Genomic DNA, 14,302 nt, shown 5'->3' with positions numbered 1-14,302 from the left:
GCTCGCCGCTGATCGCGGCGGGCCGGTGACCGACCACTTCACCCCCGAGCGACTGAAGGTCCCATGACAGTTCACGAATCCGTCGACCGCCACGCCGACCGGAACACCGGGCAGTCCGGCGGGCTCACCGGCAGCACGGGGTCGGTGCCGGATCCGGAGAAGGTCGCGAAGGGCGACCTCCTCGAGGGCAAGTCCTCGCAGAAGGCGGACGCGGTGTTCCGGGGCGTCACGGTGGCGGCCGGCGCCGTCATCGTCGCTCTCATCGCCCTGATCGCGATCGTCCTGGTCATGCAGGCGACACCCTCTCTCCTGGCGAACAACGTCAACTTCCTCACTTCGTCCGAATGGAACACGACTGATCCGGACAACCTGCGGTTCGGCATCCTCGACATGTTCAGGGTGACCGTGTTGAGCTCGATCTTCGCGCTGGTCCTCGCCGTTCCGGTTGCCATCGGCATCGCCACCTTCCTCGTCCAGTACGCACCGGAGAGGCTCTCGAGGTCGCTCTCGGCGCTCATCGACCTGCTGGCGGCGGTCCCGTCGATCATCTACGGCATGTGGGGCCTGATCGTGCTCGGGCCGTGGTTGGTTCCCTTGTCCGGGTGGCTCAACGAGAACCTCGGGTGGATCTTCCTCTTCGGGGACGGCAACGTGTCGATCGCCGGCGGCGGCACGATCTTCACCGCCGGGGTGGTCCTGGCGATCATGATCCTGCCGATCATCACCTCCATGTCGCGCGAGACCATCCGTCAGACTCCTTCTCTCCACCAGGAGGCAGCCCTCGCGCTGGGTGCCACCAAGTGGGAGAAGATCCGGATGACGTGCTTCCCGTACGCCAAGTCGGGCATGATCGCGGGCTCCATGCTCGCGCTCGGTCGTGCGCTCGGTGAGACCGTCGCGGTCCTGATCATCCTGCGGGCGGCGAGCGCCCCCGGCACACTGTCGCTCTTCGACGGCGGCTTCACGTTCGCCTCCAAGATCGCGTCGGGTGCGGCCGAGTTCAACCACCCGCTGCCGACCGGTGCCTACATCGCGGCGGGTCTCGTGCTCTTCATCCTCACCTTCTTCGTCAACCTCATCGCGCGCTCCGTGTCCGGTGGAAAGGTCAACGGCTGATGTCCCAGGCAACTCCCGACCTCGCTAAGCCCGCCAAGCCGTCGGACACCTTCCTGCCCATCGCCGGCAGCCGCAGGATCAAGGACAGAGCGGCGACGGTGATCTTCTCGCTGTGCTTCGTGCTGGCCGTCATCCCGCTGGTGGCGCTGCTCTACAAGGTGATCGAGTCGGGTATCCCCGCGGTCATCAACCCCACGTGGTGGACGAACTCGTTCTTCCTCGTCTCCCCGTCCTCGATGGGAGGCGGTGTGGGGCACGCCATCTACGGCAGCCTCGTCCAGGCGATCATCGCCGCGGTCATCTCCATCCCGCTCGGGGTGGCGGCGGGCATCATGCTGGTCGAGTACCCCGAGTCGAGGCTGGCCAAGCCGACCACCTTCATGGTCGACGTCCTGGCGGGCGTTCCCTCGGTCGTGGCCGCCATCTTCATCTTCGGAGTCTGGGTCTCGGTCCTGAGGTTCCAGCTCAGCGCGTTCGCGGTGAGCCTGGCCCTGGTGCTGCTGATGTTGCCCCTGATCGTGCGCTCCACCGAGGAGATGCTCAAGCTCGTCCCGGACGAACTCCGCGAGGCGTCCTACGCGCTCGGCGTGCCCAAGTGGAAGACCATCGTCAGCATCGTGGTCCCCACCGCGCTGTCGGGAATGATCTCCGGGGTGTTCCTCTCGATCGCCCGGGTGATGGGCGAGACCGCCCCGGTGCTGATCCTCGTGGGATACACGGCGAGCTACAACTTCAGCCTCTTCGAGGGCAACATGGCGTCGCTGCCGCTGCTGATCTTCAACCAGCTCTCGAACCCGACCGAGGCCGGCCAGTACCGGATCTGGGGCGCAGCCCTCACCCTGATCATCATCATCGCGCTGGCGAACGTCCTCGCCACGTTCGCCTCCAAGGCGCTCGCGCCGAAGACCAAGTAAGGACCCTGTCATGGCCAAGCGACTCGACCTCGAGAACGTCGACATCTTCTACGGTGACTTCCACGCCGTGAAGGACGTCGACCTCCACGTCCCCCCGCGCTCGGTGACCGCGTTCATCGGCCCGTCCGGCTGCGGCAAGTCCACCGTGCTCCGCTCGCTCAACCGCATGCACGAGGAGATCGCGGGCGCGTACGCCACGGGATCCATCAAGCTCGACGGCGTGGACATCTACGACAAGAAGGTGGACCCCGTCGCCGTCCGACGGACCATCGGCATGGTGTTCCAGCGTCCCAACCCGTTCCCGACGATGTCGATCAAGGAGAACGTCACCGCCGGCCTGAGGCTCCAGGGCGTCAGGAACAAGAAGACGCTGGACGAGGTGGCGGAGAAGTCGCTGCGCGGCGCCAATCTGTGGAACGAGGTCAAGGACCGTCTGGACAAGCCGGGTGGGGGGCTCTCCGGTGGCCAGCAGCAGCGTCTGTGTATCGCCCGCGCGATCGCCATCGAACCCCAGGTCCTGCTCATGGACGAGCCCTGTTCCGCGCTCGACCCGATCTCGACCCTCGCGGTGGAGGATCTCATCGCCGAACTCAAGAGCGAGTTCACCATCGTGATCGTGACGCACAACATGCAGCAGGCGGCGCGTGTGTCCGATCAGACGGCGTTCTTCTCGCTCGAGGCCACCGGCATGCCGGGTCAGCTGGTCGAGGTCAACTCCACGGAGAAGATCTTCTCGAACCCGGACCACAAGCAGACCGAGGACTACGTCTCCGGCCGATTCGGCTGAGTCTCCGGTCACGGCCCAGCGCCCCGGTACCCGCCCAGGAGGCGGGTACCGGGGCGCTCGTCGTTCCGGCCCGGCCCTCCGTCAGCTGGGGTCGCCGTTCCTGGGGTCGTCGCCCGAGACTCGGTGCGTCAACGACCTGTCGGTCTCGTTGAAACGGCGTACCAACTCTTCGTTGGAGGCGGACGAGTGTTCCGGATCGTCCTCCGCCAGGGTGGCGTACTCGCCGGTGGCGAGGAAGATCACCCGCTGGGCCACCTCCACCGCGTGGTCCGCGAACCGCTCGTAGTAGCGACCGAGGAGGGTCACGTCGACCGCCGACGCCACCCCCCACTTCCACTCCCGCACGGTGAGCAGGGTGAACAAGTGGCGACGGAGGTCGTCGACGGCGTCGTCCTGTTGGGCCAGTGTGGCGGCCTGCTCGGCGTCCCGGTTGAGCAGAACCTCGGTGGCGGACCGGCCGAGCGAGACCGCGACCCGGCCCATCTCGGCGAAGTACCCGTTGACGGGCTCCGGGAGCACGCTCTCCGGGTGCCTCCGCCGCACGATCTTGGCGACGTGACCTGCCAGCGTGCCCATGCGGGTGAGGTCCTGGACGAGCTGGATGGAGGTGACCACCTGCCGGAGATCACGGGCCACCGGCGCCTGGAGGGCGAGGAGCGCGAAGCCGCGCTCCTCGTTCTCGGTCGCCAGCCGGGACATCTCCGTCGAGGACTGGAGAACCCTCTCGGCGGCCACGAGGTCGACCTGGAGGAGGGCGTGGGTCGCCAGCTCCATGTCGTCTGTGGCGAGGGAGCACATCCGGGCCATCGAGGTGGCCAGATCCGCGAGTTCTTCAGAGTAGACGAGACGCATGTGAACCAGCATACGGGCATGTCAACCGCACTATCGATACCGGCGATGAACGGCCGATGAACAGGCGGACACGTCATCAGCGCCCGCGCCGGAGGGCGCCGGTTCAGCCGCCAGAGTTCTCCGCGTCCGCACCCTCGAGCGCGACCGCGTCGTCCTCCGGATCGTCCAACCAGCCCTCGGGCAGGAGGACCCGTGACGGCGACCCCTGTCGCCCCCGGGGGCCGTACCCGTCGGCGGGGAAGGGCTCGTCCGCGGGCAGATCGGCGAGCATCTCCGCGAGGTCGTCCAGGGTGCGGACGGCCGCCAGGGCCACCCGCTTGCCGGAGCCGGCCGGGAACCCCCGCAGGTACCAGGCCACGTGCTTGCGGATGTCGCGCATCCCCTTGTTCTCGCCGTGGTGCTCGGCGAGCAGTTCGCCGTGTCGGTACATGATGCGGCCGACCTCGCCGAGGGTGGGAGGGGTCGGCGCCTCGCGCCCGTCCAGGGTGGCGGCCAGTTCGGAGAACAGCCACGGCCGCCCCAGGCAGCCCCGGCCGATCACGACGCCCGCGCACCCGGTCTGCTCCCGCATCCGGACCGCGTCGTCGGCGGAGAAGATGTCGCCGTTGCCCAGCACCGGGACGTCCGAGACCGCGCCGATGTGCTCGACCAGGCGGGAGATCTGCGACCAGTCCGCCTCGCCGGAGTACCGCTGGGCGGCGGTCCGTGCGTGGAGGGCGACGGCCTTGGCGCCCTCGTCGACGGCGATGCGGCCGGCGTCGAGATGGGTGTGGTGCTCGTCGTCGATTCCCACTCGCATTTTCACCGTGACCGGGATGTCGGTGCCCTCGGTGGCCCGGACCGCCGCGGCGACGATGGAGCGGAACAGCCGTCGCTTGTAGGGGATCGCCGATCCGCCTCCGCGACGGGTGACCTTGGGGACCGGGCACCCGAAGTTGATGTCGATGTGGTCCGCCAGGTCCTCGTCGACGATCATCTTGGCGGCTGCGTAGGTGTACTCCGCATCGACCGTGTACAGCTGCAGGCTGCGCGGGGACTCGTCGGGCGCGAACGTGGCCATGTGCAGGGTGCCCGGTTGGCGTTCGACGAGCGCACGCGCCGTCACCATCTCGCAGACGTAGAGCCCGGACACCGAACCCTGCTGCTCACGCTCGAGTTCGCGGCACAGCGTGCGGAAGGCGACGTTGGTGACGCCCGCCATCGGCGCCAGGACGACGGGCGAGGCGAGCTCGAGGGGGCCGATGCGCAGGGCGGGCGCGATGGTGGCGGTGGGTGCGGACATGTACCGAGTGTCCCAGCGTGGGGCGGGCAGGTCCAATGGGACGGGGGAGCGCGGGCGGTCGCCGCGGGGAGGCGGCTCGTGGTGCCCCCAGTCGGGCTCGAACCGACGACCTGCGGATTAAAAGTCCGTAGCTCTACCAACTGAGCTATAGGGGCGTCGGTCACGATACCGTCCCCGTTCGAGTCGACGGGCGTCGGCTCGGGCATGGTTGGTTTAGACGTCTGCTGGGCCGTGCCCTAAACTCGAACGCGCTGCGGCCCGGCGATCCCGGACGTGGCGTAGGCCCCCTTCGTTTAGCGGCCTAGGACACCGGCCTTTCACGCCGGCAGCGCGGGTTCGAATCCCGTAGGGGGTACGAGTGTAGGAGTCCCGGTCACCGTTCGTCGGTGGCCGGGACTCCTCTCGTTGACGGGCTGACTGTCGTCCCAGTCGGCCCTGACGGCGGCCCCGTCGAAAGCGGTCCGGGCGTCGGTACCGGGATCCGCCCAAGCCCTTCCGACCTGCTCCGGAACCACCGCCGGGCCCCCGATTTGCGTCCGGCGGGGGCGTCGATTACTGTTCTGTCTCGTGCGAAAAGCACGGCCCTGTGGCGCAGTTGGTTAGCGCGCCGCCCTGTCACGGCGGAGGTCGCGGGTTCGAGTCCCGTCAGGGTCGCAGGAGACAACCGGCGCATTCGGTTTACCGGATGCGCCGGTGGTCTTATGGCCAGGTAGCTCAGTTGGTACGAGCGTCCGCCTGAAAAGCGGAAGGTCGTCGGTTCGATCCCGACTCTGGCCACAGAGAGCAGAACGCGTCGGAGGGTTTCCCTCCGGCGCGTTCGTCGTTTCGGGGAACCTCCATCCCTCGTTATAGCGTGGACGCCATGCCATCGACTGCCACCGAGGTCCGTGACGTGCCGGACAGGTCCCGAAAAGGAACCCGGTGGGGGATCGTCGCCGCGGTGAGCGGTCTGGTCGGGATCCTCCTCGCGATCATCGTCCCGCTGCTCCCGGTCACCCAGACCACCTCGACGATCAGCTGGCCGGAGGCCGGGACCCTCGACCCGGTGACGGCGCCACTCGTGGCCTATTACCCGCTCGACCTGGCCGTGGACGTTCCGTGCGCGGCGGTGGGGGAGTTGCGGGACCAGGGCCGTGAGGACGGGGTGTTGGTGTCCACGGCGCCCCGTCAGGCGGGCGAGAACGCGGGTGCCCGCGCACTCGTGGTGTCCGTGGCCGGTCCCACCGTGGAGGTGCGCAGCCGGAACGCGCTGGTCGCCGCCGCCCCCACCGACGCGGTCGCCTCGCCCGGGGCGTGTTCGGTGATCCGCGTCGTGGCCGACTCCGGTTCAATCGGCGCGGAGTTCGTCGGTCTGGAGCAGGACGGCCGGGAGGTGGGCGGCCGGATCGATGAGGATCTGCGGCCGCAGGTCGTCGGGGTCTTCACGGACCTGCAGGGGCCGGCACCCGAGGCGATGTCCGTCGACATCACCGTGGACTCCCGCTACACCACCCAGGCGACAGTGATCAAACAGATCGCGATCGTGGTCGGGATCCTCGCGATCATCGTGGCGCTGGTCGCCCTGCACCGACTCGACCTGCGCGACGGACGCGTCGGACGACGGGTGCTGCCGCGCCGGTGGTGGAAGCCCCGTCCCCTGGACCTGGTGGTCGTGGCCACGCTCCTGGTCTGGCACGTCATCGGGGCCAACACGGCTGATGACGGATACATCCTCACCGAGGCGCGTGCGGCCGTCTCGAGCGGCTACATGCCGGAGGTGTTCCGCTACTACGGCGCCCCGTACGCACCGTTCGGGATGCCGTACTACCTCTACACGGCGATCAGTTCGCTCACCGTGGGCAGTGTGTGGTTGCGGCTACCGGCGCTGTTGCTGGGCATCGCGTCCTGGATCCTGCTCTCCCGCGAGGTGATCCCGCGGCTGGGCATCGCCGCCCGCCGCGCGTCGGCCGTCCGGTGGAGCACCGCCGCGGTGTTCCTCGCGTTCTGGCTCACCTACAACAACGGGCTACGCCCCGAGCCGATCGTGGCCTTCGGCGTGCTGGCCACCTGGGTATCGCTGGAGCGGGCCCTGGCCACCGGCAGGCTGCTGCCCGCGGCCACCGGCTTCATCATCGGCGGGCTCACGCTGTCCGCCGCGCCCACGGGCACCTTCTGCATCGCGGCGATCATCGCGGCCTCCCGACCGCTGCTGCTGTTGGTGATCCGGCGGGCCCGGCGCGACGGCTGGATCCCGACGGTGGCCCCCCTGTTCGCCGCCGGTCTCGGCGTGCTGCACCTGATCTTCCTCGACCAGCCCCTGGTGACCACACTGCAGTCGTCGGCGCTGCTCGGCGACGTGGGCCCCACCGGGCGGTGGTTCGAGGAGGTGTGGCGGTACGAGTGGCTCATGAACCCGACTCCGGACGGGTCCCTGGCCCGCCGGTTCGCGGTCCTGGCGATGTTCCTGTCCCTGATCACCTGCGCAGCGATCCTCTTCCGCAAGGGGCGGATCCCCGGCGTGGCCGTGGGGCCCGCCCGCCGGATCGTCGGCCTGGCCGCCATGTCGATCGCGTTCATGGCGCTCAACCCCACCAAGTGGACCCACCACTTCGGTGCGTTCGCCACGATCGGCGCCGCGCTGGCGGCCCTGGTGACCATGGCCGTCCTGCCGGCCGCCACGCGGTCGCTGCGCAACCGGATGCTGTTCCTGGCCGCGGTGTTCTTCGTCCTGGCCCTGAGTTTCACCTCCACCAACGGCTGGTGGTACATCTCGATCTACGGCATCCCGTGGGGTGGCGTGCAGCCCTCGATCGCGGGGATCACGTTCTCCTCGGTGTTCATCGGGCTGATGCTCATCGCACTCCTGCTCGCGCTGGTGCTGCACTACCGGGAGCCGTTCGTGCGGCCGACGGGGTCGGGGCCCGCTGATGCCGACCGCGGTCCCGTGGTGCGGCTCCTGCGTGAGGTCTCGCACGCCCCACTCGGGCTCGCGGCGGCCCTCGTCGTCGTCGTCATCGTGGCCTCCATGGCCGCGGCGGTCCGCAACCAGTACCCCTCCTACTCGGTCGGCCTGCAGAACCTGCGGGCGCTGTCCGGGGAGCCGTGCGGTATCGCCGACATGGTGCTCGCCGAGCCCGACGCCAACGCTGGCCTGCTCGCGCCGGTCGGTGACCCCCGTGACCAGCTCGAGGCCGGCGCCGACCCCGTGGAGTTCATCCCCGACGGCATCCCCACCGACCTCACCGCCACCCAGGCCGTGGACACCGACACCCCTGGCACCGGGGAGGACTCCGATGCCACCGCCACCACCGCCGGCACCGAAGGTGGAGTGCGCGCGCGGGAGGGCATCAACGGCAGTCACGCCGTCCTGCCCTTCGGTCTCGACCCGGCCCGCGTCCCCGTGCTCGGCAGCTACCAGACCGGGCCGCAGTTCAACGCCGAGACCACCACGGACTGGTACCGACTCCCCGAACGGGACGAGGAGAACCCGCTCATCACGATCGCGGTGGCCGGGTCGTTCGCGCCGGATGCGATCCGCGTCGAGTTCGCCACCGCCGCCGACCGGTTCGAGCCGGCCGGTTCGGTCCTACCCGTCGACATCGGTCCGGCGCCGTCCTGGCGGAACCTGCGCGTGCCCCTCGACACCCTGCCCACCGACGCCACGGCGATCCGGCTCGTGGTGCGCGACCTCGACCCGGACCCGTCGCGGTGGATCGCGTTCACCCCACCGCGCATGCCGGAACTGGTGACCATGCAGGAGCTCGTCGGGGACTCCCGCCCGGTGCTTCCGGACTGGGCGGTGGCCTTCCACACGCCGTGTCTGCGACCGTTCGAGGAGTACGCCGGGATCCACGAGCTACCCGAGTACCGGGTCCTGCCGGATCGCGACCTCGCGGTGAGTTCCACCAACACCTGGCAGGCGTGGGACGGTGGCGGACCGCTCGGGTTCATCGAGCTGCTCCTGGCCGGCGAGACCGTCCCCACCTACCTGGAGCACGATTGGTCACGGGACTGGGGTTCGCTGGTGCGGTACGAGTCGCTGGTGCCCGAGGCGCGGGCCGCGACGGTGGAGCACGGTCAGGCCGTACGGTCGGGGCTGTGGAACGGGGGACCGCTCGCCAGATGACCGGCTAGCATCGGCCCCGGAGCTTTTACAAGGAAGTCCAAGTATCCCCTGACGCAGACTGGAGCACGCGATGTCCGTGACCGAGAAGCAGTTCGAGAACATCCTGGTGGAGCGCAGTGACCGCGTCGCGGTCATCACGCTCCACCGCCCCAAGGCGCTCAACGCGCTGAGCAGTGGCATGGAGAAGGAGGTCGTCGAGGCCGTCGAGGGCCTCGACTCCGACCCCGGCGTCGGCTGCATCGTCATCACCGGTTCGGAGAAGGCCTTCGCGGCCGGCGCCGACATCAAGGAGATGAAGGACAAGAGCTACCCCGGGATCTACCTCGAGCGCTACTTCGGCGACTGGAAGCGGCTCACCGCCGCGCGCACGCCGATCATCGCGGCCGTGTCCGGCTTCGCCCTCGGCGGCGGCTGCGAGTTGGCCATGATGTGCGACATGATCATCGCCGGCGACAACGCGAAGTTCGGCCAGCCCGAGATCACCCTCGGCGTCATCCCGGGCATGGGCGGCTCGCAGCGGCTCACGCGCGCGGTGGGCAAGGCCAAGGCCATGGACCTGTGCCTCACCGGCCGTCAGATGGACGCAGACGAGGCCGAGCGCTCCGGCCTGGTCACCCGCGTCGTCCCCGCCGCGGACCTGCTCGACGAGACCATGAAGGTCGCCGGGAAGATCGCCTCGATGAGCAAGACCACCGCCATCGCGGCGAAGCAGGCGGTCAACCGGTCCTTCGAGACCACGCTCGAGGAGGGGCTGCTCGCCGAGCAGAACGCCTTTTACGCGCTGTTCGCCACCGAGGACCAGACCGAGGGGATGTCGGCGTTCGCCGAGAAGCGGAAGCCCGAGTGGCGCCGCTGAGGGACCAGCCCACGCACGGGCACCTCGCCGGGGGCGGTGGCGTGAGCGGGAACGCACGCCGCGCCCCCGGTGAGCCCCTGCCCGTGGTGGTCCTCACCGGGTACCTGGGTGCCGGGAAGACCACGTTGCTCAACCACCTGCTGTCCGACGCGCCGGGGCTGCGCATCGCCGCGATCGTCAACGACTTCGGCGAGATCGACGTGGACGCCACGTCGGTCGCGGGGCGGGTGGACTCCATGATCTCGTTGGCCAACGGGTGTGTCTGCTGCGAGGTCGACGCGAGCGAGCTGGGCGACACCCTGGCCGGGCTGGCCGGACCCGAGCACGGGCTCGACCTGGCGGTGATCGAGGCCAGCGGCCTGGCCGAGCCGGCGATCCTGTCGCGGATGGTCCACGAGGTGTCGCGCGAGGTGGTGCGGCACGCGGGGATGGTCCAGGTGGTCGACGCCGAGGGTCTCGACGACGCCATGACGCGACACCCGAGGTTGTCGGCGCACCTGGCGGAGGCGGACCTCGTGGTGGTCAACAAGTGCGACCTCGTCGACCGCACTCGATTCGACCGGATCCGCGAGACGATCCGCCGGCACGCCCCCCGGGTCGCCGTACTGCCCGCGGTCCGGGCGGCCGTACCGACGGGTCTGCTGCTGGGGATGGAACCGGACCGGGACACCGCCGCCGAGTCAGAGGACGGTCGGGGGCCCTCGGACGACCTGGCCCACCCGCACGACCACGCGCACGACCACGACCATCTCCACGACGGCTACCGGGCGTTCACCGTGATCCCGTCAGGGCCCCTGCACCCCCGTCGGTTCCTGTCCGCGCTCGCCTCGCCGCCGACCGGCGCCTACCGCGCCAAGGGCACGGTGACCCTGGCCACCGCCGACGGCCCTCGACGCTACGAGGTGGCGCTGGTGGGGCGCAGGCTCGAGCTCCGTGCGGGCGGAGAGGGCGCCGAGGGGGTGGTGGTGATCGGCGTCGATCTCGACGACGACGAGGTGACGAGATTCCTCGACGACTCCGTGCTGGCCCCGGGGGAGGCGGTCGACGCGGACGCCGATCTGGGCCTGCACCCGTACCTGGTGGGCGACCCGGACTCCAGCGACGTCGAGGAGTGGATCTACGACGAACAGCGCGTCGCGCCCCTCACCGGGGCGGCCGCGATGCTGGCGGATCCCGAGGACCCCGAGGCATTCGATCCAGCTTTCACTCCCTGAGTGCACTCCGGTTGGGAAGCGGGGTGGGGCACCCCCGGGGACATCGGTCGTCGGCGGCCGACTGGGATCGGCATCAGCCCGGCCACGTGCGTATAGTGGCGCTGACGATGGTGATGTGTGGCACTTGCGGGGGGTCGTCCCCTACTCGCGGTGGGGGTATGCCACGGACGTGGGAGGAGACCTCATGGACGAGGAGAATGCCGGCCGTGGTGTAGCCGGGAGTGCCGCGAGCGAGGCACAGCGGCGCCGGCGCGATCTGGCGTCCGTGCGCAGCGCGATCTCCGCCCTGCGGGAGGCCACGGGCATCCCGGTGACCATCGGTGGGGTCGTCGGCGAGGGCCACACCCTCGTGTTGTCCGAGTCCCTGGGGATGCGGACCTCGGCGATGAAGGACCTCACCGTCCACTACGGGGCCGGCGTCGGTGGTCGGGTCATGGCCACCGGGAAACCGGTCGGGGTGGCCGACTACCCGCGCGCCGGGGTGATCACCCACGAGTACGACCTCCCGGTGCTGTCCGAGGGCCTGCGGTCGATGGCGGCGATCCCGGTCGTGGTGGGCAAGGACGTGCGGGCGGTGCTGTACGCCGGCGTGCACTCCTCGGTCCGTTTCGGGGAGAAGGTCCTCAACCAGATGGCGGCCACGGCCCGCGCCCTCGAACAGGAGATCGCGGTCAACGACGCGCTCGCGGCCCGTGGCGCGGCCCCGATGGGCCCGGGCGCCGGTGAGGGGCGCTGGGATGACGTCCTGTCCAACGAACGCATGCGCGACACCCATGCGCGGCTGCGGATGCTGGCCTCCCGGACCGAGGACCCGGACGTCCGTGCCGAACTCGAACGGATCTGCGCCGAGATGGTCTCCCCGCCCCCGGAGATGCCCACGGCACGACTGTCGCGCCGCGAGCTCGACGTGTTGGCCTGCGTCGCGCAGGGCAAGACGAACATCGAGACGGCCGCCGACATGGGGATCGGCGCGGAGACGGTGAAGAGCTACCTGCGCTCGGTCATGCGCAAACTCGATGCACACACCAGGTTCGAGGCGGTCAACGCGGCGCGTCGGATGGGTGTGCTGCCCTGATCCCAGGGCGGTTGCAGGCTGGGGCCTGAGGGCTCCGGCACGGCGGCTGGGGCCCGTGGGTTCCGACTGATCAGCCGCGCTCGCCGCCGGGGACCCAGAGGACGTCGCCGTCCGGATTGGCCACCCTTCCCAGGACGAACAGCAGGTCCGACAGACGGTTGAGGTACTTGGCCGGCAGCGCCGACGTCGTCTCTGGATATGCGTCGACCGCGGCCCAGGCGGCCCGCTCGGCGCGCCTGACCACCGTCCGTGCGACGTGCAGGTGGGCGGCGCCGGGGGTCCCACCGGGCAGGATGAACGAGGTCAGGTCGGCGAGCTCGGCGTTGAACTCGTCGATCCACCCCTCGAGTCGCTCGATGTAGGACTGCTCGATGCGCAACGGGGGGGACTCGGGGGCCTCGACCACCGGTGTCGCGAGATCGGCCCCGGCGTCGAAGAGGTCGTTCTGCACGACCCGGAGCACGGTGGCGATGCGGCCGTCGAGATCTCCGCAGGTCAGAGCTACCCCGAGGGCGGCGTTGGCCTCGTCGCAGTCCGCGTAGGCGTCCAGTCGGGCATCGTTCTTGCTCACGCGGGAGAAATCGGACAGTCCCGTGGTGCCGTCGTCGCCGGTCCGGGTATAGATCTTGGTGAGATGCACAGCCATGACGCCAACCTACGCGTGCGCGGTCGCATGGTCCCGCAGTCGCGCGGTCCCGCGGGCGCGTTGTCCCGAGGGCGCGCGGGCTCCGCTGGTCGCCTCCGGTTCTCGCCTAAGGTGGACCCGTGAGCGGTAACCCCACGTCCCGCGAGGAGAGCTTCCTCGTCACCGGCGGAACCAGACTGGCCGGCGAGGTCTCAGTCGCCGGCGCCAAGAACAGCGTGCTCAAGCTGATGGCGGTGGCGCTGATGGCAGAGGGGCGGACCACCCTGACCAACTGCCCGGACATCTCCGACGTGCCCGCGATGGCGGACGTGTTGCGGCACCTCGGGTGCACCGTCGAGATCGCCGGCGGCACGGTGGTGATCGACACCCCGGCGGATCTGGGACACGTCTCCGACGACAGGGCCGCGCAGAGACTGCGGGCGTCCGTCTGCATCCTGGGGCCGCTCGTCGGTCGCTACCACCGGGCCGAACTAGCCATGCCGGGCGGGGACGCGATCGGGGACCGGCCCCTCAACTGGCACCGCGAGGCGCTCGAGAAGCTGGGCGCCACCACCAGGATGGATCACGGCCGACTGGTCGCCGAGGCCACCGAACTCACGGGTGCCAGGTACACCCTCGCGTTCCCCTCGGTGGGTGCCACCGAGACGTTCCTGTTCGGCGCCGTCCTGGCCCGGGGGACCTCGACGCTGGTCAACGCCGCCCGTGAACCGGAGATCGTCGACATCTGTGACCTGTTGTCCAAGATGGGTGCCCGGATCAGCGGGGCCGGGACCAGCACCATCACCATCGACGGTGTCGAGTCGCTGGAACCGGTGAGTCACCGGGTGATAGGGGACCGGATCGTCGCGGCCACCTGGGCGATGGGCGCCGTGATGACGCGAGGTGACGTGACCGTCACCGGTATCGATCCCATGTTCATCCACGTGGTGTTGGAGAACCTCCGGGGAGCCGGAGCGCAGGTCTCGACCGGGCCGGACTGGGTCCGGGTCATCCAGGAGGGTCGTCCCCGGGCGCGGGACGTGCGAACCCTGCCGTTCCCCGGCTTCCCGACCGACCTCCAGCCGATGGCGATCGCCCTCGCCTCCGTGGCGGACGGTGCGTCCGTGATCACGGAGAACCTTTTCGAGGCGCGGTTCCGCTTCGTGGAGGAGATGGTGCGCATGGGAGTCGATGCCGAGACAGACGGGCACCACGCCAAGATCCGGGGTCGCGAACGACTGGACTCCGCCACCGTGTGGGCCAGTGACATTCGCGCCGGCGCGGGGCTGGTCCTCGCCGGGATGTGTGGTGACGCTGTGACGGAGGTCTGCGAGATCTTCCACATCGACCGCGGGTACCCGGACTTCATGGAGAAGGTGCGGTCCCTCGGGGGCCGGATCGAACGCGTCGATACCGAACGGTGACGAAGCCAGTGTCCCAATTATTCTGCCGTTGACCTGGCGATTTGCGTTTGGG

The 14,302-nt window shown here is 69.5% G+C and carries 11 protein-coding genes and 4 tRNA genes; 11 read left to right on the top strand and 4 right to left on the bottom strand.

Translation table 11 applies throughout. From position 1 onward, the window contains the following. The first annotated feature begins 63 nt into the window (after positions 1-63). The 3 genes from pstC to pstB are packed head-to-tail and all read left to right on the top strand — an operon-like array spanning position 64 to position 2,817. The gene (pstC, locus tag G6027_RS13405; protein ID WP_182637603.1) at positions 64-1,116 is read left to right on the top strand and encodes a phosphate ABC transporter permease subunit PstC; all 1,053 of its coding nucleotides are present in this window, start codon (positions 64-66) and stop codon (positions 1,114-1,116) included. Further along, positions 1,116-2,030 carry a phosphate ABC transporter permease PstA gene (gene pstA, locus G6027_RS13400; protein WP_182637602.1) on the top strand — a complete coding sequence of 305 codons (915 nt, stop codon included), beginning with the start codon at positions 1,116-1,118 and terminating at the stop codon, positions 2,028-2,030. Before pstC ends, pstA begins: the two co-directional genes overlap by 1 nt. Positions 2,031-2,040: 10 nt before the next feature. Continuing rightward, positions 2,041-2,817 (top strand): phosphate ABC transporter ATP-binding protein PstB, encoded by a 777-nt coding sequence (gene pstB, locus G6027_RS13395; RefSeq protein WP_179524626.1) that lies wholly within the window; start codon positions 2,041-2,043, stop codon positions 2,815-2,817. 81 nt (positions 2,818-2,898) lie between these two features. Here pstB and phoU read toward each other — a convergent pair whose 3' ends face one another. The 3 genes from phoU to G6027_RS13380 all read right to left on the bottom strand — a co-directional run bounded on the left by phoU (position 2,899) and on the right by G6027_RS13380 (position 5,106). Continuing rightward, the gene (gene phoU / locus G6027_RS13390; RefSeq protein WP_182637601.1) at positions 2,899-3,669 is read right to left on the bottom strand and encodes a phosphate signaling complex protein PhoU; all 771 of its coding nucleotides are present in this window, start codon (positions 3,667-3,669) and stop codon (positions 2,899-2,901) included. Positions 3,670-3,772: 103 nt separating this feature from the next. Next, positions 3,773-4,951 (bottom strand): tRNA dihydrouridine synthase DusB, encoded by a 1,179-nt coding sequence (gene dusB / locus G6027_RS13385; protein WP_182637600.1) that lies wholly within the window; start codon positions 4,949-4,951, stop codon positions 3,773-3,775. Between the two features lie 79 nt (positions 4,952-5,030). Further along, positions 5,031-5,106: transfer RNA gene (locus G6027_RS13380), tRNA-Lys, on the bottom strand. Between the two features lie 127 nt (positions 5,107-5,233). Here G6027_RS13380 and G6027_RS13375 point away from each other — a divergent pair. From G6027_RS13375 to G6027_RS13345, 7 genes are all read left to right on the top strand, one after another. Further along, positions 5,234-5,306 (top strand) — tRNA-Glu (locus G6027_RS13375). A 225-nt stretch (positions 5,307-5,531) separates the two neighbouring features. Further along, a tRNA-Asp gene (locus G6027_RS13370) sits at positions 5,532-5,605 on the top strand. 49 nt (positions 5,606-5,654) lie between these two features. Continuing rightward, positions 5,655-5,728: transfer RNA gene (locus G6027_RS13365), tRNA-Phe, on the top strand. A gap of 85 nt (positions 5,729-5,813) precedes the next feature. After that, complete coding sequence (locus G6027_RS13360) at positions 5,814-9,056, top strand: arabinosyltransferase domain-containing protein (RefSeq protein WP_182637599.1); 3,243 nt, start codon at positions 5,814-5,816, stop codon at positions 9,054-9,056. Between the two features lie 70 nt (positions 9,057-9,126). Then, positions 9,127-9,912: an enoyl-CoA hydratase gene (locus G6027_RS13355; protein ID WP_182637598.1), complete on the top strand. Its 786-nt coding sequence runs from the start codon at positions 9,127-9,129 to the stop codon at positions 9,910-9,912. A 41-nt stretch (positions 9,913-9,953) separates the two neighbouring features. After that, entirely contained in the window at positions 9,954-11,126 is a 1,173-nt protein-coding gene (locus tag G6027_RS13350; RefSeq protein ID WP_346995732.1) for a GTP-binding protein, read from the top strand. 184 nt (positions 11,127-11,310) lie between these two features. Beyond that, positions 11,311-12,201 (top strand): LuxR C-terminal-related transcriptional regulator, encoded by an 891-nt coding sequence (locus tag G6027_RS13345; protein ID WP_182637596.1) that lies wholly within the window; start codon positions 11,311-11,313, stop codon positions 12,199-12,201. Between the two features lie 70 nt (positions 12,202-12,271). Here the strand turns inward: G6027_RS13345 and G6027_RS13340 are convergent, their stop codons facing one another. After that, positions 12,272-12,847 carry a cob(I)yrinic acid a,c-diamide adenosyltransferase gene (locus tag G6027_RS13340; protein ID WP_182637595.1) on the bottom strand — a complete coding sequence of 192 codons (576 nt, stop codon included), beginning with the start codon at positions 12,845-12,847 and terminating at the stop codon, positions 12,272-12,274. 119 nt (positions 12,848-12,966) lie between these two features. Here G6027_RS13340 and murA point away from each other — a divergent pair, with 119 nt between their 5' ends. Beyond that, positions 12,967-14,250, top strand: coding sequence for a UDP-N-acetylglucosamine 1-carboxyvinyltransferase (gene murA / locus G6027_RS13335; protein ID WP_182637594.1), 1,284 nt, complete (start codon positions 12,967-12,969; stop codon positions 14,248-14,250). The last annotated feature ends 52 nt before the right edge of the window (positions 14,251-14,302 follow it).

The sequence above is a fragment of the Dietzia sp. SLG310A2-38A2 genome (genome assembly GCF_014145095.1).
Taxonomy (GTDB): domain Bacteria; phylum Actinomycetota; class Actinomycetes; order Mycobacteriales; family Mycobacteriaceae; genus Dietzia.
This window is presented reverse-complemented; position numbering and strand designations above follow the sequence as displayed.